Here is a 17593-nt window from a genome sequence, read left to right on the forward strand (position 1 = left end):
CCGGTGGTCGCCCTTTTCTATGCGGTCATGGCGTTCGCGAAACACTGACCCAGCACGAAATCCCACCCGGTATCGTATCCGCTGCGTTTGTTTGGGGCATCTTTGGCCCAGATCTCCCAACCGGAATGCGTCAGGGTCACCTTTGCCTGCCCTGCCCCCTGATCCTCAAAAGTGACATCCACGCGCGTCGGTTTGTCGGCGTTGGTCCCCGGATGCCAAGTAAAGGCCAAACGCCGCCCGGGTTCAAATTCCAGCACCTTGCCCCACTCGGCACGCGTTCCATCAAACATGGTCTCATAGATTGCCCCACCGACCCGGGGTTCGATAACCACGGCAAGCGCAGGCTTTCCTTGCGATGCCGAAACGGCATGACCGTCCAAAGGCCACCATTTCGCGATCCGATTGACGAAGACATCAAAGGCGCGGTCTGCCGTGGCATTGACGATCACTGTTTTGACAATTGGCTCGGTCATTGGCCCTTTCCCCCTTTGTTCACTTCATCCGCAAAGCTGCTCATGACATCGGACCAATACCGATCCAACCAGTCGCGCAGCTCTGCCAGCCCTTCTGGTCTGACAGCATAAATGCGCCGCGTGCCCTCGGCCCGGCTTGTCACCAAACCCGCGTCCGAAAGCACCTTGAGGTGCTGCGACACTGCGGGGCGGCTGACAGGCAGTTCGGCGGCAATTTCACCCACCGCTTGGGGCTTACTGGCCAAGACTTCGAACACCTGTCTACGTGTCGGGTCCGCCAAAGCAGAAAATGCCAATTCGTAAGTCATTACTTACCGTAAGCCAATACTTACCCATAGTCAAGATCACCACGTGACTCCGGCCTCGACGCGGGATAAGGGGATGGAATGGTTGAACAACCCACCAAACAGGATTGGAGCGGCGTCTTCACGCTGGGCCTCATTTGGGGCGGCACATTCATGGTCGTCGCCATGGCGCTAGAGGGCTATGGCCCGATTACAGTGGCGACCTCGCGCACGACATTAGGGGCCGTGACCCTACTGATCCTGATGCGGATCACAGGCCGCCGACTGCCTGTTTTGACCCCTGCGTTACTGACCTCGATCATCCTGATCGGCATCTTGTCGACGGCTGTGCCCTTTATGCTGCTCAGCTGGGGACAGCAATTCGTTCCTTCGGCCTTTGCCGGTCTGTCCATGGCGGCAATTCCGCTGATGGTGCTGCCGCTGGCCCATTTCTTTTCGGACGAGCCCCTAAACCTGCGCCGGCTTATCGGTGTTTGCCTTGGATTTTCCGGCGCGCTGATCCTGATTGGCCCCGGTCTGGCGCAATTGGGCCAAGGGGCCGAGCCTTTGGCGCAACTGGCCTGTGTGACGGCGGCACTTTGTTATGCCACGTCCTCAATCCTGACGCGCCGCTGCCCACCGATCGAACCCATTGCACTGGCAGCGATGACTTTGCTGGTCGGTGCCGCGCTGCTGCTGCCGATCATGCTGATGACCGAGGGCGTGCCAACGTGGCAAGACACTCGACCCGCACTCGCGTTGATCGTGCTTGGCCTCGTGCCGACCGCATTCGCCAACCTGCTGCGCGTTTCAATCACGCGCAGCGCCGGGTCCGTGTTTCTGACGCTGGTGAACTATCAGGTGCCGATCTGGTCGATGGTTTTTGGCGCATGGATTCTGTCCGAGGCGCTGCCTCTGCGGTTCTTCATCGCGCTTGGACTGATCCTGACCGGCATGGCCATCAGCCAATGGTTCAGCCTGCAACGAATGCTGCTGCGGCGTTAACCCGCAGCGGCCTCGACCTCGGCCACGATGCCGTCGACAACCTGCACCAACAATGCGTCATCCTCGCATTCGGCCATCACACGGATCAGCGGTTCGGTTCCCGATTTACGGATCAACAGACGGCCTTGCCCGCTTAGACGCGCCTCGGCATCGGCAATCACCGCCTGCACATTTGCCGCCTCAAGCGGAAGCTGACCCGCCTGATAGCGCACGTTTTTCAGCAATTGCGGCACGGTCTCGAACTGCCGTGCCAGCTCCGAGGCTTTGCGCCCGGTCAATACCATCTCGGACAGGAAATGCAGACCAGCCATCAAACCATCTCCGGTGGTCGCATAGTCGCTCATCACAATATGGCCGGATTGCTCGCCACCCAGGTTAAAGCCCCCCTCGCGCATCCGTTCGACCACATAGCGGTCGCCCACAGCCGTCCGTTCCAGCCGCAGGCCCTGCCCTGACAGGTGCCGTTCCAGCCCGAGGTTCGACATCACCGTCGCAACCAGCGCGCCACCTTTCAGTTGATCGGCCCGCGACCATGCACCGGCCAGTAGCGCCATCAGCTGATCCCCGTCAGCGACCTGCCCGTTCTCATCAATCACCACAACGCGATCCGCGTCACCATCCAGACAGATGCCCACATCCGCGCCATGGGCCACCACGGTTTCCGCAGCAACGCGCGGTTTGGTCGAGCCGCAATCAAGGTTGATGTTCTTCCCGTTCGGCGATGTGCCAACCGGAATAACATCTGCGCCCAGTTCCCACAGAACTTCGGGCGCGGTGCGGTGCGCAGCGCCATTGGCGCAATCGATCACCACCTTCATCCCATCAAAGCGCACTCGGCGCGGCAATGAAGATTTGACCCGCTCACCATAGCGGAACCGCGCGTCATCCACGCGGCGCGCACGACCAATATTCTGCGCCTGCGCCGGGGTTACACCCTGTTCGATCAGTGCCTCGATCTCGACCTCGGCCTGATCCGACAGTTTGAACCCGTCCGGACCAAAGAACTTGATGCCATTGTCCTCGGCCGGGTTGTGACTGGCCGAGATCATGACGCCAAGATCAGCGCGCATCGACCGGGTCATCAAACCGACCGCCGGCGTCGGCACCGGCCCCAGCAGCAGCACGTTCATCCCGGTCGAGGTCAGCCCCGCGGTCAAAGCATTCTCAAGCATGTAGCCCGACAACCGCGTGTCCTTGCCGATCACGACCCGATGCACGCCCGAGGCGTCGCGACGGAAATACCGGCCCACGGCGGCCCCGATGCGCAATGCCATTTCCGCCGTCATCGGGTGCGTGTTGGCGGTGCCCCGCACCCCATCGGTTCCGAACAGCTTGCGCATAAGGGTATCTCCTTGAAACTTCTGCGACCCGATTACCGGACAGCAGCCCACAGACGCAAGGCCTGAGCCGTCTCGGCCACGTCATGAACACGAATGATCTGTACGCCCTGCGACAGACCGGACAGTGCAACCGCAATGGAACCCGGCGCGCGCGCATCCTTGCGCGGCTCTTGCCCGATCTGCCCGATGATGCCCTTGCGAGATACGCCCAGCAAGATCGGACAGCCCAACCCATGAAACAGGCTGAGGTTTCGCAAAAGCGCCAGATTGTGGGCTTCGTTCTTGCCAAACCCAATCCCCGGGTCGACCAAGATCAGATCGCGCGACAGCCCCAAAGCGGTTAGTTTGGTGATCTGCGCGTCCAGAAAATCATACACATCCAGCAAAACGTTGTCGTATTGCGGATCGTCCTGCATCGTCGCCGGATCGCCCTGCATGTGCATCACACAAACCGGCGCCTGAACCTCGGCGCAAAACGGGGCAAGCTGCGCATCGAACGTAAATCCCGAGACATCGTTGATCAGATCGGCCCCGGCCTGATACGCCGCCCGGGCAACAGCAGATTTGCGCGTATCGATCGAGATCAGGGCGTCTGTTTCGGCACGGATCGCCTGAATCAAAGGACGCGTACGCTCAATTTCTTCGTCCTCGGGCACAAAACTGGCACCGGGCCGCGTCGATTCCCCGCCGATATCCAGAATGGTTGCGCCGTTGGACACCATGGTTTTCGCCGCCGCCCGCGCTGCATCGACCGAGTTGTGCAGCCCACCGTCCGAAAAGCTGTCCGGCGTTGCGTTCAGAATGCCCATGATCTGCGGGCAAGACATGTCCAGACCACCCAGCGCCGGACGCGGATTGCTGAGGCGATCAAGGATATTGGCCGGAATATCATCAACGGGCACGACCTTGGCGGGCGCGTCGCGGCTCAACACTTCGACATGCGTGAACCACAGCGCCTGACCGGCAAGCGACAGCGCACCTTCGGGCCTCAACGGCCCATGCTGAACAAGCGGTCGGTAATATGCGGTCACAGTTTGACCTGCTCCACAGACACCGCGCGCAGGGGTGTTTTTGGGGCCTCTGGCAAATCACCGCCGATCACCATCATTTCGCTGGCCTCAAAGGTGGCCGCAAACCACGCGGCCAGAGCAACCGCATCCGATGGGGCCGCCGATGGTCCATCAACCGCGTCCAGCACGATCTTGGACGGGGCCCAGACGCAGATCTGGCCGTTTTTCATCGCCCAATCCAGCTCGGTCCGGGTTGAAACCACGACGCAGCGGTGATCCCGTGCGGCCAGAACCCAGGCGTTCTGTTCAATCGCCAGCAGGTCGATCCGTCGCTGGGTCATCGCGTGCCCCGTCTGAGGCACCGCCATATCAGCCGCGCCGACACACAGGATCAACGGGCGCTGACGGTTTTCCAACTGGTCGATCCAGCCCTTCAGATTGCCCGAGCCAATCGCAGCGTTCGACAGAAACACCAGACGCGGATGAGGGCGCTCTTCCTCGGTGACGTCATGATGAACAGCGTCCTTACCGCGCACAATCTCGACGCCCAATGCACCCGGGCCCCGATCCAATTTTTCTATGCGGACAAAGGCTCTTACGGCCTGAGGTTCAAGCAAAATGCGCTCGGCCACACGATCTGCCAGCGTCTCCAGCAGGTTCAGCCGCTCGGCCGCCAGCTCAAACGCTATCGCCTCGGTCACACGATCGTAGGACAGGATACGATCCACATCGTCGTCAATCACATCGGTCAGCGGGCGCACCTCGACCACGATGTTGAAGCAGATGCGCTGCGTTGTCCCGCGCTCGGCCTGAAACGCACCGATTTCGACGTCCACGATGTGGTCACGCAACGAGATACGGTCCAAAGGCCCACGCGCCGCCGTCGCCTCAGAGCGTTCGGACGGGTGCGCAAAGGCAAGGCGGATTTCAGAACTCATAGATCAGGCCCTTCGCCATCAGGTATAGTGCGCCCAGATTAGGCATCGTGGGGGCGTATAGCACCGCAGCAAACGCCATTCTACCCGCGGAATGCGGCGTCAGGCCACGCGAAACCAGCTCATCATGCCCGAGGCCGCATGGCCCAGCATATGGCAATGCAACAGCCAATCCCCCGGATTATCCGCCATCAGGGCGATCTGACGGGTCTGTCCCCGCTCAATCAACACAGTGTCGCGCCACGGACCCAATGCGCCGCCCTCAAGCACCAGTCGGAAATGATGCCCGTGCAGGTGCATGGCATGGGGGAACGCGGTTTCATTTACAAATTCAATGCGATGCAGGCTGCCCAGCGACGTATCCAGAAACGGTTTTGCAGGGCGCTCTGCCTCGCCATTCAACGCCCAGAACCGCCCAAGCTGTGCCAGTTCGCGCCCTGTCATCTCGGTATCACCGATCCGCGCGCCTTCGAGCCAGCGCATCGCGCCGCCTTGCAAGACCATCCGGTGCAGGGGCGCATCTTCTACGCCGGTCAGGTCCGGCAACGGGTTCGGCGGCAAGGGCACCACGCCCTGTCGGCGCGCATCAGAGGCCGCACCCGTCACCTCGAACCGGGCCAGACCAAACGCGCCATCGCGTTCGACGCTGACAAGGCTGGCCACATCCCCCGCCCCGGCAACCACATCGACGATCAGATCGGCCCGTTGCGCAGGGGCAAGTGGGAACGATCCGTCTAACGGCATCGGAACCTCCAGCGGCATTCCGTCCAGCGCGACAATCCACCCGGCCAGCCCCTCGGTCTCCAGATCGAAAATCCGCGCATTTGCCGCATTTATCAGGCGCAGCCGCAAGCGTTCGTTTTGTTTCACCGAAAAACCCGGATCAAACGCCCCGTTCACCGAGATCAGATTGCCCAGTCGCCCACCATGGCTCAGGTCATGGCCATTGCCGAAATCATCGGTGATTTGCGCGGTTTCGGGGTCAATCCGCCAGTCATCCAGCATCAGAACCAGATCCTGATCCACATCTGGTGCTTCGGATTCGTCCACGATCAGAGGGCCGTAAAGCCCGCGTGCCACCTGCTCCATCGACTGGTTATGGGCGTGATACCAATAGGTTCCTGCATCCGGGGCAACAAAATCATAGTCGAAACTGCCACCCGGCGGAACAACGTCCTGCGTCAACCCCGGTACCCCGTCCATGGCATTGTCGATCCGAATGCCGTGCCAGTGAACCGATGTGGGCTGCGGCAAGGCATTGACCAATTGGCGCTGCACGCGTTCGCCTTGGCCAATGCGTATCGAGCTACCGGGCACCGTGCCCCCGAAACTCCAGACTTGGGTATCGGGATAGCCAACCGGCGCAAGCTGTTGTACCGCCTCGCGCGCCTCCAGCACTTGCGGCATCGCTCGGACAGCGGCAGGCAACAAAGCCATTGCTGCCGCCGATTTCAGGATTTGTCGTCTGTTAAACTGCATCGCGGGCCTCCTGGCCCGCAATATAGGCATCCCCTACATGCGCCGCAGCAAGCTTCCAGCGCAGGAGCGACAATCAGTTGCTCGCGGTGCGGTAGTTGTGGCGATAGAAAATATGCACGCCGATCCGCGCGGTTTCCTTGTAAACCCGCGACCAGGACGGTTTTACCGCCTTGGTGTGATAGTGGGTCGCGCCGGATGTCATCTCGTCAGCTGCACCGTCAATCGCCGCGCGGGCAACCTTGGCCACACGCTCATAAGCGCGTTTTTCGTGGATGACCTCTTTCTTGCCATCGCAGGTATAGGTGAACTGGCACTGGTACTTCTTGCCCGTGCCCTGATTGATCACACCACACAGCGAATCCGGAAAGCGCGTGCTGTCCACACGGTTCAGAATAACCTCGGCTACCGCAAACTGTCCGCGGATGCTTTCACCGCGCGCCTCAAAGTACAGCGCCTCGGCCAGACAACGGAAATGCTCGTCTCCGGTGGCCTGGGGCTGCTGATCCAGCCACGCATTCGTATACGAAATTTCAACTGCTTCCGGCGCTTTACGCGGCTTGAACAGTTTCAGGTAGTCACGAAAGGACTGCGCAGGAACTTCGTTCCGCGCAACCAGTTCATTGGTCGCAGTTTCGACCCCCCGCCTCTCGGCAAAGGACAAACTCGGCAGCAGGGTTGCTGCCCCCACGGCAACAGCCACTATATAGCGTCTCATCAGATAACCTCGCACAGGCACTCAAACGCGCCAAACCCTCCCCCGGCGGGCGCGAGGAGGCTGATACCCGATACGAGGGCAAACGTCCAGTTTTATGGAAAACGCAAGAGGAATCTTGCGCAAGGGTCAAAAAAGTTTGACCGCCTTTCTATCCCAAACCCACTATTTCTAGGGCTTACAGGGGAAGTCAACCCCCAAGTTTGGACGAAATCGCCAGTTGAGCGGCAGACAGCCGAGCGACCGGAACCCGGAAGGGGGAACAGGACACATAGTCAAACCCGAGGTCGCGGCAGACGGCAATTGATTCGGGGTTACCGCCATGCTCACCACAGACAGAAAGTGTAACGTCTGGTTGTGCCTGGCGGCCACGTTCAGCCCCCAGTTTCAACAACTCGCCCACGCCATCCGCATCCAGCACATGGAACGGGTCTTCGTTGAACACCCCCAGCCGGACATAGGCCGACATGAATCGGCCCGCATCGTCCCGCGACAGGCCATAGGTCATCTGGGTCAAGTCGTTGGTCCCAAAGCTCAGGAACGCCGAATGCGGCGCGATTTCATCGGCGCGCATACAGGCGCGCGGAGTTTCAACCATGACACCCAGCCGATAGTCGATCTCTTGCCCCTGCTCCGATGCAACCTCGGCCGCGACCGAGTCGATGCGCGCCTTGACCAGTTCGACCTCGCGCTTGGCCGAAACCAGCGGGATCATGACCTCGGGCACAACCGGCGCGCCGTCCTTGCTGGCCTCAAGCGTCGCTTCAAAGATCGCACGGGCCTGCATGTCATAGATTTCGGGCACCGTCACACCCAGGCGCACGCCGCGCAGGCCCAGCATCGGATTGTATTCGCTCATCGCATCCACGCGCCGCTCCACATCGGACACCGGCAGGTCCAGCGCCTCGGCCAGTTCGCGCTGACCGGTGCGGGTGGTCGGCAGAAACTCGTGCAGCGGCGGGTCGAACAGACGGATACAGACCGGCTGCCCTTCCATGATGCGGAAGAGCTGCACGAAATCCTGCCGTTGCATGGGCAGCAGGCGCTCCAGAACGGCGGCACGGCCCGATGGGGTTTGCGCAAAGATCATCTCGCGCATCACAGTCAGGCGGCCAGGGTCAAAGAACATATGTTCGGTCCGGCACAGCCCGATCCCCTCGGCCTGAAAGTTCCGCGCGGTTTGCGCATCGGCGGGCGTGTCGGCATTGGCGCGAATGGCAATATCGCGTTCAGCGTCGGCCCAGCCCATCAGGGTCTGGAAACAATCGTCCAGCGCCGCCTCAAGCATTTCAGGCTGACCGGCCAGAACCTGACCCGATGATCCGTCGATGGTCAGAATGTCACCGGTTTTGAACACGCGCCCGTCCGGGGCGCTCAGCATCTTTTTCTTGGTCTGAAACCGCATCTCGGACGCGCCGACGATGCAGGGCAGGCCCAGTCCGCGCCCGATCACCGCCGCATGACTGGTCATGCCGCCCTTTTCGGTCAGAACCGCCACCGCCGCGTGCATCCCGCGAACATCTTCTGGCGAGGTTTCGCGCCGTACCAGAATACACGGCTCCCCGCGCGCGGCGCTGGCCTGCGCCTCGGCTGCGGTGAACACGACCTTACCCGTCGCGGCACCCGGACTGGCGGCAATGCCGGTGGTCAGCACATCGCGCTCGGCATCGGGATGAACCTGACGGTGCAGCAATTCATTCAGCGAATGCGGATCAATCCGCATGACCGCTTCTTGCTGCGGGATAATCCCGTCCTCGGCCAGTCGCACCGCGATGCGCATTCCCGCACGCGATCCACGCGGAACGCGCACCCCGTCAAGAATATGGACACTGCCGTTCTGAACGACGAATTCGACCTGCATCTCTTCGCGCAGCTTCTCGCGCATCAGGGCCGCGTGGGCCTTGAGATCGGCAAACACCTCGGGCGCAACATCCTCAAGCGACTGCCCACGCTCATCTTTCTCAAGATACAGCGCCGAGACCCCTTCGCCCAGCGCATCGCGCCCCTGGCTCTGGCTCAGATAGCGGCCGGTGATCTGCGGCATCCCGGTTGCCGGATCAATCAGCTGCAACACGCCCGAGCCGCATTCGCCCCGCCCGACGCCCGGGATCATCTCTTGAATGACCAGCCCAAGCCCCGCATCTGCGGGTGCGCCTTTGGCCTGACGCAACAGCCGGGCCGAGGTTCCGTCCCACGCCCGTGCCATTGACCGCAGCACACCGATCAGCTGCTCACCCCGGTCCTGTGGAAAAGCCTCGTCGGTCTCATCCTCATAGGCGCGCAAGGACAGGCTCAGCCCCTCGCGCCCGTCGCCCTCGATATCGTCGAATACATCCGGGTCCAGCCGCGCCACATGGGTTGCATGGCTTTGCACAAAGCGCAGATACAGCGCCGCCGCCGCGTCTGCGCCCATCTCGGCCGACAGGTCCAGATAGCGGGCATCGTTCATCCCGATATTGAGCACCGCACCGGGCCCGCCCCAATCGGGATCTTCCGAACTGGGCCGGACACACAGCAACGCCGAAGGCTCAAACTGTTCAAGGATCGCCGCCATATCCGGAAGCTGCCCGTTGGCGATCTGCTGCACCGCATCAAAAGACAGGGCGACAGTCCGGGGCACCGGCATATCCAGCCGGACCAGACGTTGCAAACATTTTGCCCGCCCGCCATGGGTGTTGGGGGCGATCGGGGCATCGGCTGTGATCAGCGTGGTATGCGGATTATTCTGCACTGCGGCACCTTTTGGTTTCACCGCAGCATAAGGGCCTGCGCCCTTGGCGCAAGGGCGTTATCCCTCGATCCGGGTCAGATCGGCCACGCTGGAACAAACCTGCCGGATCTGGCTGAGCAAGTTCAGACGGTTGCGGCGCAGGATGTCGTTGTCGGTATTGACCTGCACATCCTCAAAGAACGCATCCACCGGAGCCCGCAGCGCCGCCATCGCAGCCATCGCGGTCGGAAAATCCTCGACCTTCAGCGCAGGATTGATCAGCGCCTGCGCCTGATCCAGCGCCGCAAACAGAGCCTTCTCGCTGTCGGTCTCAGCAAATTTCACATCTGCACCATAAGAGTATTCCACCCCATCCTTTTCCTCGGCCTGAGACAGAATGTTATTGGCCCGCTTGAACCCTTGCACAAGGTTTTCCCCATCCTCGGTCGCAATCACCGCATTCAGCGCGTGGGCGCGTTTGACCAGCAGATTAAGGTCATCGCTCCCCTCCATCGCGATGCAGGCGTCGATGATGTCATGACGGATGCCCTCGTCCCGCAGAAAGACCTTGAGGCGGTCGTGGAAGAAGGACAGCAGATCGGACGGAACCGAAGACACAATCGCAGTCGCCGCCTCGACCTGATGCGCCAACCCATGCACCTGTTGCGCGGCGGCATCCTTGTCCTTAGCCGCTGCCTGCTTTTCTTTGGCATCAAGCAGCGCCGCCTGCCAGTCCGGCAGTTTCAGCAAGGTGCTCAATCCCGACGCAAAGGCGTCTTTCATAGACAGGCGCAGATCGTTCGTCACAACCAACCGAATAACCCCCAACGCCGCACGGCGCAGCGCAAACGGGTCTTTCGACCCAGTCGGCTTTTCATCAATCGCCCAGAACCCGGTCAGCGTATCCAGCTTATCCGCCAGCGCCACCGAAACCGAAACCGGCGCGGTGGGCACATCATCGGACGGGCCCAGCGGCGAATAATGCTCTTCACTCGCCTGACCGACTTCGGCAGGCATCCCGGCTGCATCGGCATAGTACCGGCCCATCAGACCTTGCAACTCGGGGAATTCGAACACCATCTCGGACGACAAATCCGCCTTGCAGGCCTGCGCCGCAGTCATCGCCAGCGCGGGGCTCGCCCCAACCGCCGGGGCCAGCTCATGCGCCAGCGCGGCGATCCGGTTCACCCGCTCGCCCTGTGATCCCAGCTTGGCATGGAAGGTCACAGCATCCAGCTTTTCGACCCATGGCTCGAACCCGTCGGATTTGACGATGCGCAGATCGTTCTCCCAAAAGAACTTTGCATCCGCCAGACGCGCCGAAAGCACCTTCTGGTTCCCCGCCAGAATGGTCGCACCATTGTCGGCGGTCTCACGATTGGCGACGGTGACAAAGCGTTCAATCCGGCCTGTCCTGGGGTTCTTTACCGAAAAGAACTTCTGATGTTCCTTCATCGAGGTCTGAAGCACCTCGGGCGGCAGGTCCAGGAACTCGTCATCGATCTGCCCCATCAGAACCACGGGCCATTCAACAAGCCCCGCAACCTCGGCCAGCAAGCCCTTATCTTCGACCACTTCCAGACCGGCTGCAAAGGCCATGTTCTGCGCGTCGTTCCAGATATGCTCGGCGCGCTCTTCGGGGTTCAATACCACAAAAGCGCGCTTCAGCTTGGCGGCGTAATCTTCGAACGAACTCACGGCAAACCGGTCCGGGGCCATGAAACGATGACCTGCGGTGGTGTCACCTGAGGCAATCCCCTCGACCTCAAGCGGCACAACCTGCGCACCTGCCTCATCGCTGAGGATACACAGGATCGAATGCAAAGGCCGCACCCATCGCATCGAGCCCGCCCCCCAGCGCATAGATTTGGGCCAGGGGAAGTTACGGATGGTCGCCTCAAGCACCTCGGCCGCAATCTCGGCCGCCGCACGGCCCGGTTTTTCGATGGTGGCGAAATAGACCGCACCCTTGGGGGTCTCACGCTCCTCTAGCTGATTCCGCGTCAGACCCGCGCCACGCAGAAACCCTTCGATGGCCTTTTCCGGCGCGCCGACTTTGGGGCCCTTGCGTTCCTCGCGAACGGTGGGGCTTTCGGCCAGCAGGCCCTCAACCGCCAGCGTCAGACGGCGGGGCGTGGTCAAAGCGGCAGCCCCGGCATAGGTCAGACCGCCCTCGACCAGACCATCGGTGATCCGCTTTTTCAGGTCCTCACCGGCGCGGGCTTGCATCCGCGCGGGGATTTCCTCGGAAAACAGTTCGATCAGCAGGTCGGGCATAGTCGGTCCTTAGAAATTGACGATCGTCTGGATGACGATGGCATTGGCGATATCCACAAAGAATGCGGATACAAGGGGCAGCACGATAAAGGCAATAGGCGATGGGCCATATCGCTTGGTCACAGCGGTCATATTTGCGATTGCGGTCGGGGTAGCCCCCAATGCGAACCCGCCAAACCCTGCGGCCAGCACGGCAGCGCGGTAATTGCTGCCCATCACCGGGAACAGAACCCAGATCACAAAACCCACCGCAAACAGCACCTGCGCCGACATGATCACCACGATGGCCAGCCCCAGCTCGGCAATGGTCCACAATTGCAGGCTCATCAGCGACATGGCCAGAAACGCGCCCAGCGAGAACTCGGAAATCAGCGCCAGCGACGGGGTCCGCGATACCGGAGGCCGGTTGGGCCCCAACACGGTGCGCAGGTTGCCGATCACGATGCCCATGATCAGGCAAGGCACAAACAAGGGCAGCTTCAACCCCGCCGCGCTGATCACTTCGCCCAGAAAATACCCCGAGATGATCGCGAGGTTGAGAAACAGCAAAACCCGCATGATCGTCAGATGATCGATTTGCGTCGTGTCCGAGGGATCGTCGGACAGGCCAATCGTGTTTTCTTCATCCGGGCGCGCGGGGCTCAGCTTGCGACCCTCGACCAGCAGCCGCGCAATCGGGCCGCCGACCAATGCGGCCAGCACCAGACCCAGCGTTGCCACAGCAACGCCCAGCTCGGTCGCGCCGCTCAGGCCCGTGGCGTCGGATACCTCGGGCGCCCAGGCGATTGCGGTGCCATGCCCGCCGATCAGCGCCGCAGAGCCAAACAGAACCCCGGCCTGCGCCGGATAACCGAACAGCGCCGCCCCAAACGCGCCAATGACATTCTGCGCGACAATCGTTACCAGCGTCAGTATCAGAAGCAAAAACAGAGGCTTGCCGCCAGAAATCAAATCGGAAAGCCGCGCATTCAATCCAATGCCCGCAAAAAACACCAGCAGCAGAAAGTCCCGCGTCGCCAGATCGAACGATAACTCGATCCCCGCCACAAGATACATCAGCAGGACCACGAGCGAAGCCAACAGCCCGCCTGTGACAGGTTCAGGTATATTAAACTGACGCAGCAATGCGACGCGCGCGTTGATCTCGGCCCCCAGCAGATACACCGCGAACCCAAGCGTTGCGGTCAGAAAATCCGGTATATGCAGGGTGTCCGGCGTCATCCTATCAATCCTGCGGTCTGGCTGGGCATTCCTCGCCAATCACGGTGCCGTCATAGGCCTTTTCGCCGCAATTGTTCAGAACGTGCCAGATATAGCCCTTGCCGTCCTGAGTGACGGCCACGATCCGGTCCACACCAAAATGGATATTCTTGGCCCCTAAAAACGCCTGTGCCTGGCCCGATTTCAACGCGTCGGCCAGCGCAACCGCGTCGTAGCAATCAAACCAACCGGGCGCGGTCAGAGGCTCGGCATCCTCGACGGTCTGATAAGCCTGCATCTCGTCCAGCGTCAGCTCTGTCTCAAAGCAGGCCCGATAGCGAATGGGCGAGCTATCCGCATCAATCGCCTGAAACGCGCTATAGGGGATGGGCGTTGGCTCATCATCCTGAATTAACAGGACATCCCGCCCCGGTGACGGCTCAACATCATAGTAAAAGCCGTAGATCTGTAGGTAATACATGCCCACCCCGGCCACGATGGCCGAGACCAGCAGAATAGTCGCAAGCAATTTTCCTGTCATTGTCGTCTTCTCCTGCTCACGATGCCTCTTTCAAGATGGGTGGAAATAGGACAGGGTCCGGTTGAACACGCCGCCAAGAAAGACCTGTGAAATGGACACAACCCTTGCCGTTGGATTTTTCGGAGCGCTTTTTGCGATCATGAATCCCATCACCAATCTGCCGGTTTTCCTGAGTGTTACGGACGGCCTGTCCCCAGCAGATCAAAGAAAAGTTGCGGCAAAGACGGCGATCTACTGCCTGATCCTCGGCGGGGCCTTTGCCGCGATTGGCAATCAAACGCTGAGCTTGTTTGGCATCAGCGTCGATGACCTGCGCGTTGCGGGCGGGCTGGTTGTTCTGATGATCGGGCTGAATATGCTGAACGGCACCCAAAGCACCTCGCATCACGGGACCGAGGGTGAGCGGCAATCCTATCCCGAACCGGACACTGTTGCCTTTTACCCGCTGGCCTTCCCGATCCTTGTGGGCCCCGGCACCATCACAACGCTGATCCTGTACGCTCATCACATCAAAAGCATATTCGATACCATTGTTTATGCAGGCGTTTTCCTGATCGTTCTGCTGCTTTTGTTCGTGACGTTCTGGAACGCCTCGGCCCTTGCCAAACGCCTGTCGGAAAACGCGCGCGTGATCATGAGCCGGTTCATGGGCATGATCCTGTCGGCCATCGCTATCGGCATGATCGCGGCTGGCCTCAAGGTTCTGCTGCCGGGGCTGGCTTAGGTGCATCAGGCCACGTGCCCGGCGGCCTCGGTCTGCACAAACGCATCGGCGCATTGCTTGGCCAGCGCCCGCACACGCCCGATATAAGCCTGTCGTTCCGTTACCGAGATCACGCCCCGCGCATCCAGCAGGTTGAAGATGTGGCTGGCCTTGATGCACTGATCATAGGCCGGATGTGCCATTATGATGCGCTTGCCGGTTTTTGGATCGTCATGCTCCTGCGCCAGAATGGCGGCGCATTCTGCCTCGGCCTCTTCGAAATGGCGCAGAAGGACCTCGGTATTGGCCACGTCAAAGTTCCAGCGGGCGTATTCTTCTTCGGTCTGCTTGAAGATATCACCATAGGTCAACGGGCTGGGCGACTGAGGGTCGTTGAACGGCATGTCCATAACGTGATCGATGCCCAGCACATACATGGCCAGACGTTCCAGACCATAGGTCAGCTCACCCGAAACAGGCGCACAATCATGGCCGCCCACCTGCTGGAAATAGGTGAACTGGCTGACTTCCATGCCATCACACCAGACCTCCCAACCCAGTCCCCACGCGCCAAGCGTCGGGCTTTCCCAGTCATCTTCGACAAAACGAATGTCGTGCAGGTCCATATCGATGCCGATGGCCTGCAAGCTGCCCAGATACAGCTCTTGCAGATCGGGCGGGCTGGGTTTGATCAGCACCTGATACTGGTAATAGTGCTGCAAGCGGTTCGGGTTCTCACCATAACGCCCATCTGTCGGACGGCGTGAGGGCTGAACGTATGCCGCCGCCCAGGCTTTGGACCCCAAAGCGCGCAAGGTGGTCGCCGGGTGAAACGTCCCGGCCCCGACCTCCATATCGTAAGGCTGCAGAATGGCGCATCCTTTGGACGCCCAATAGGTCTGAAGCCGCAGGATGATTTCCTGAAAAGATCGTGGTGCATTGGACGGTTCGGTCATGGCATTCCCTTTGGGCGCGATGGCACCCGCTTCCGGTCGGTTTGGCCCTTCCTATGCAAGGGGCCAAGGGGCGTCAACGGGCCAATGGACCCTGCCTGTCACTGTCCCGCCACACTGGAAATTCCCCGTATTCCGGGCATGGCGTTCACCCTCCGATTTCGCGTAACCTGCGGCAAAGCTAAAACACTGCAACACGGGCAGACAATGACACGTTTAATTTCAGTAATTCTCTTGGTTTTTGTGACCACTCTGCAGGCGGCAAATGCCCAGCAGGATCAGGGCGTCTGGGTCCAGGTCGAAGCTCATCCCACATTGCGCGAGGCGCAGGACCGGGCGCAGGCCTATGCCAACACCCTGCCCGATGTCAGCGGATTTCGCTTGAACAGCGGCTGGTATGCCATTGTAATCGGGCCATATCTACGCTCGGACGCCGAACAGGTTCTGCGCGTCTACCGGGCCGAGCGTCAGATTCCCGCCGACAGCTACATCGCATTTTCGAACTCTTTCAATCAGCAGTTCTGGCCGGTCGGCACCAACATCCTTGACCGCCCCACGGTCGCAGCCCCTGTTGAGCCCGAAGAACAACCACAGGCAAACGTGACGCTGCAGCCGTCCGAAGAAACCCGGTCCGAGGCCCTGCAGGGTGAGCGTCTGCTGACCGCGCAGGAACGCAAAGACCTGCAAACCGCGCTGCAAGCCGCCGGGTTCTACAGTTCCACCATCGATGGCGCCTTTGGCGCCGGCACCCGCCGGTCCATGCAGGAATGGCAGCGCTTCAACGGCTACGAGGCCACGGGCGTTCTGACCACATTGCAACGCAAGGCGCTGATGGATGACTATAACGCGCCTTTGATCAGTGTTGGCATGGACCGTTATGCCGACAGCGACGCAGGCATTACCATGGACATGCCGCTGGGCGTTCTGGGCTTTGACCGGTACGAGGCCCCCTTTGCCCACTTCAAACCCACATCCGATGTGGATGCCAAGGCCCTGTTGATCAGCCAGCAAGGCTCACCCGCGACGCTGCGCGCGCTCTATGACGTGATGCAGTCGCTTGAGATCGTGCCCCTGAACGGCCCTCGTGAATTGCGCGGCAATGCGTTTTCCATCGAAGGGCGCGGCAACGGTGTTGTGTCCTATACACAGGCCGCCTTGAAAGACGGCAAGATCAAAGGCTTTACGCTTGTCTGGCCCGAAGGTGACGATGCCCGCCGCGCACGCGTTCTGGCCGCCATGCGGTCAAGTTTCAACACCACCGACGCGGTGCTTGACGACGGTGCTGGCGCAGATGCGGAACAAAGCATCGATCTGGTTTCGGGCCTGCAAATCCGCAAACCCCGCCTGTCACGCTCGGGCTTTTTCGCCGACGCGGGCGGAGCCATTCTGACCGTGGCTGAAGCCGCTGACAGCTGCTCGCGCATCACACTGGACGACAATCAAGAGGTTCAGGTGGCCTGGTCGGACGCCGAACAGGGTATCGCAGTCCTGCGCCCCACCCGCACCCTTGCGCCGATCAGCGTCGCCGCGTTCAGCCCGGAACAGCCGCGCATTCAGTCGGACGTGGCGGTATCGGGCTTCTCGTATGAGGGCGCATTGGGCGCGCCGACCCTGACCTTTGGGCAGGTCGCCGACATTCGCGGCCTGAATGGCGAGGATGGCGTCAAACGGCTGACCCTCTCGACCCAACCCGGCGATGCGGGCGGTCCGGTGTTCGACAACAGCGGCGACGTTATCGGTATGCTGCTGCCGACGCCGTCCGAAGGACGCAGCCTGCCCGCCAGCGTCAGCCTTGCCGCAGGTGTCGAACGCTTGAACGAGGTCCTGACCAAAGCAGGTGTTTCTGGCCAACCCGGTCAGGGCGCGGCTCAGATCTCGCCCAACGAACTCAGCCGTCGGGCAACCGGCATGACAGTCTTGGTTCACTGCTGGGACTAACCGTCAAAGCAAAGACGGCGCTGCGCGAAACCG

At 60.8% G+C, this 17593-nt stretch carries 15 protein-coding genes; 3 read left to right on the plus strand and 12 right to left on the minus strand.

Features of this window, described 5'->3' with window-relative positions; genetic code table 11:
* Window positions 1-17: 17 nt before the first annotated feature.
* Together ACR0FG_RS07740 and ACR0FG_RS07745 are read right to left on the minus strand one after the other, a co-directional pair.
* Window positions 18-473 (minus strand): SRPBCC family protein, encoded by a 456-nt coding sequence (locus tag ACR0FG_RS07740; RefSeq protein ID WP_480891710.1) that lies wholly within the window; start codon window positions 471-473, stop codon window positions 18-20.
* Window positions 470-781, minus strand: coding sequence for an ArsR/SmtB family transcription factor (locus ACR0FG_RS07745; protein WP_480891712.1), 312 nt, complete (start codon window positions 779-781; stop codon window positions 470-472). Before ACR0FG_RS07745 ends, ACR0FG_RS07740 begins: the two co-directional genes overlap by 4 nt.
* 78 nt (window positions 782-859) lie before the next feature.
* On the opposite strand from ACR0FG_RS07745, the gene ACR0FG_RS07750 reads away from it, so the two are divergent.
* Window positions 860-1762, plus strand: coding sequence for a DMT family transporter (locus tag ACR0FG_RS07750; RefSeq protein WP_480891715.1), 903 nt, complete (start codon window positions 860-862; stop codon window positions 1760-1762).
* Here ACR0FG_RS07750 and glmM read toward each other — a convergent pair.
* The 9 genes from glmM to ACR0FG_RS07795 form a co-directional block, all read right to left on the minus strand.
* Entirely contained in the window at window positions 1759-3102 is a 1344-nt protein-coding gene (gene glmM, locus ACR0FG_RS07755; protein WP_480891717.1) for a phosphoglucosamine mutase, read from the minus strand. The two genes, ACR0FG_RS07750 and glmM, sit on opposite strands and share 4 nt — an antisense overlap.
* Before the next feature lie 32 nt (window positions 3103-3134).
* Window positions 3135-4133, minus strand: coding sequence for a dihydropteroate synthase (gene folP / locus ACR0FG_RS07760; RefSeq protein ID WP_480891719.1), 999 nt, complete (start codon window positions 4131-4133; stop codon window positions 3135-3137).
* A complete protein-coding gene (locus ACR0FG_RS07765) occupies window positions 4130-5050 on the minus strand; it encodes a dihydroneopterin aldolase (RefSeq protein ID WP_170715950.1) in 921 nt (306 codons plus the stop codon). The genes folP and ACR0FG_RS07765 overlap by 4 nt, the downstream gene beginning before the upstream one ends.
* Window positions 5051-5149: 99 nt before the next feature.
* Entirely contained in the window at window positions 5150-6526 is a 1377-nt protein-coding gene (locus ACR0FG_RS07770; RefSeq protein ID WP_480891721.1) for a multicopper oxidase family protein, read from the minus strand.
* A 73-nt stretch (window positions 6527-6599) separates the two neighbouring features.
* Window positions 6600-7241 carry a cell wall hydrolase gene (locus ACR0FG_RS07775; protein WP_480891724.1) on the minus strand — a complete coding sequence of 214 codons (642 nt, stop codon included), beginning with the start codon at window positions 7239-7241 and terminating at the stop codon, window positions 6600-6602.
* Between the two features lie 187 nt (window positions 7242-7428).
* Window positions 7429-9990, minus strand: a complete 2562-nt coding sequence (locus ACR0FG_RS07780) for a putative PEP-binding protein (RefSeq protein ID WP_480891727.1) — start codon at window positions 9988-9990, stop codon at window positions 7429-7431.
* Between the two features lie 36 nt (window positions 9991-10026).
* Window positions 10027-12225, minus strand: a complete 2199-nt coding sequence (gene glyS, locus ACR0FG_RS07785) for a glycine--tRNA ligase subunit beta (RefSeq protein ID WP_480891729.1) — start codon at window positions 12223-12225, stop codon at window positions 10027-10029.
* Window positions 12226-12234: 9 nt separating this feature from the next.
* Entirely contained in the window at window positions 12235-13446 is a 1212-nt protein-coding gene (gene gltS, locus ACR0FG_RS07790) for a sodium/glutamate symporter (RefSeq protein ID WP_480891731.1), read from the minus strand.
* Between the two features lie 4 nt (window positions 13447-13450).
* Entirely contained in the window at window positions 13451-13966 is a 516-nt protein-coding gene (locus ACR0FG_RS07795) for a DUF6446 family protein (RefSeq protein WP_480891733.1), read from the minus strand.
* 91 nt (window positions 13967-14057) lie between these two features.
* Between ACR0FG_RS07795 and ACR0FG_RS07800 the strand changes: the two genes are divergently transcribed.
* Window positions 14058-14690: a MarC family protein gene (locus tag ACR0FG_RS07800; RefSeq protein ID WP_170715938.1), complete on the plus strand. Its 633-nt coding sequence runs from the start codon at window positions 14058-14060 to the stop codon at window positions 14688-14690.
* Between the two features lie 5 nt (window positions 14691-14695).
* On the opposite strand, the gene ACR0FG_RS07805 is transcribed toward ACR0FG_RS07800, so the two are convergent.
* The gene (locus ACR0FG_RS07805) at window positions 14696-15625 is read right to left on the minus strand and encodes a glycine--tRNA ligase subunit alpha (protein WP_480891737.1); all 930 of its coding nucleotides are present in this window, start codon (window positions 15623-15625) and stop codon (window positions 14696-14698) included.
* A gap of 204 nt (window positions 15626-15829) precedes the next feature.
* Between ACR0FG_RS07805 and ACR0FG_RS07810 the strand changes: the two genes are divergently transcribed.
* Window positions 15830-17560 (plus strand): serine protease, encoded by a 1731-nt coding sequence (locus ACR0FG_RS07810; protein ID WP_480891740.1) that lies wholly within the window; start codon window positions 15830-15832, stop codon window positions 17558-17560.
* Window positions 17561-17593 lie beyond the last annotated feature (33 nt).

This window comes from Ruegeria sp. E1 (genome assembly GCF_056534225.1).

Coding starts and splice junctions, on each gene's coding strand:
- glmM (WP_480891717.1), bottom strand. CDS start 3,102: ATGCGCAAGCTGTTCGGAACCGATGGGGTGCGGGGCACCGCCAACACG.
- ACR0FG_RS07795 (WP_480891733.1), bottom strand. CDS start 13,966: ATGACAGGAAAATTGCTTGCGACTATTCTGCTGGTCTCGGCCATCGTG.
- ACR0FG_RS07750 (WP_480891715.1), top strand. CDS start 860: ATGGTTGAACAACCCACCAAACAGGATTGGAGCGGCGTCTTCACGCTG.
- ACR0FG_RS07745 (WP_480891712.1), bottom strand. CDS start 781: ATGACTTACGAATTGGCATTTTCTGCTTTGGCGGACCCGACACGTAGA.
- ACR0FG_RS07770 (WP_480891721.1), bottom strand. CDS start 6,526: ATGCAGTTTAACAGACGACAAATCCTGAAATCGGCGGCAGCAATGGCT.
- ACR0FG_RS07810 (WP_480891740.1), top strand. CDS start 15,830: ATGACACGTTTAATTTCAGTAATTCTCTTGGTTTTTGTGACCACTCTG.
- glyS (WP_480891729.1), bottom strand. CDS start 12,225: ATGCCCGACCTGCTGATCGAACTGTTTTCCGAGGAAATCCCCGCGCGG.
- ACR0FG_RS07765 (WP_170715950.1), bottom strand. CDS start 5,050: ATGAGTTCTGAAATCCGCCTTGCCTTTGCGCACCCGTCCGAACGCTCT.
- ACR0FG_RS07800 (WP_170715938.1), top strand. CDS start 14,058: ATGGACACAACCCTTGCCGTTGGATTTTTCGGAGCGCTTTTTGCGATC.
- ACR0FG_RS07740 (WP_480891710.1), bottom strand. CDS start 473: ATGACCGAGCCAATTGTCAAAACAGTGATCGTCAATGCCACGGCAGAC.
- ACR0FG_RS07805 (WP_480891737.1), bottom strand. CDS start 15,625: ATGACCGAACCGTCCAATGCACCACGATCTTTTCAGGAAATCATCCTG.
- ACR0FG_RS07775 (WP_480891724.1), bottom strand. CDS start 7,241: ATGAGACGCTATATAGTGGCTGTTGCCGTGGGGGCAGCAACCCTGCTG.
- gltS (WP_480891731.1), bottom strand. CDS start 13,446: ATGACGCCGGACACCCTGCATATACCGGATTTTCTGACCGCAACGCTT.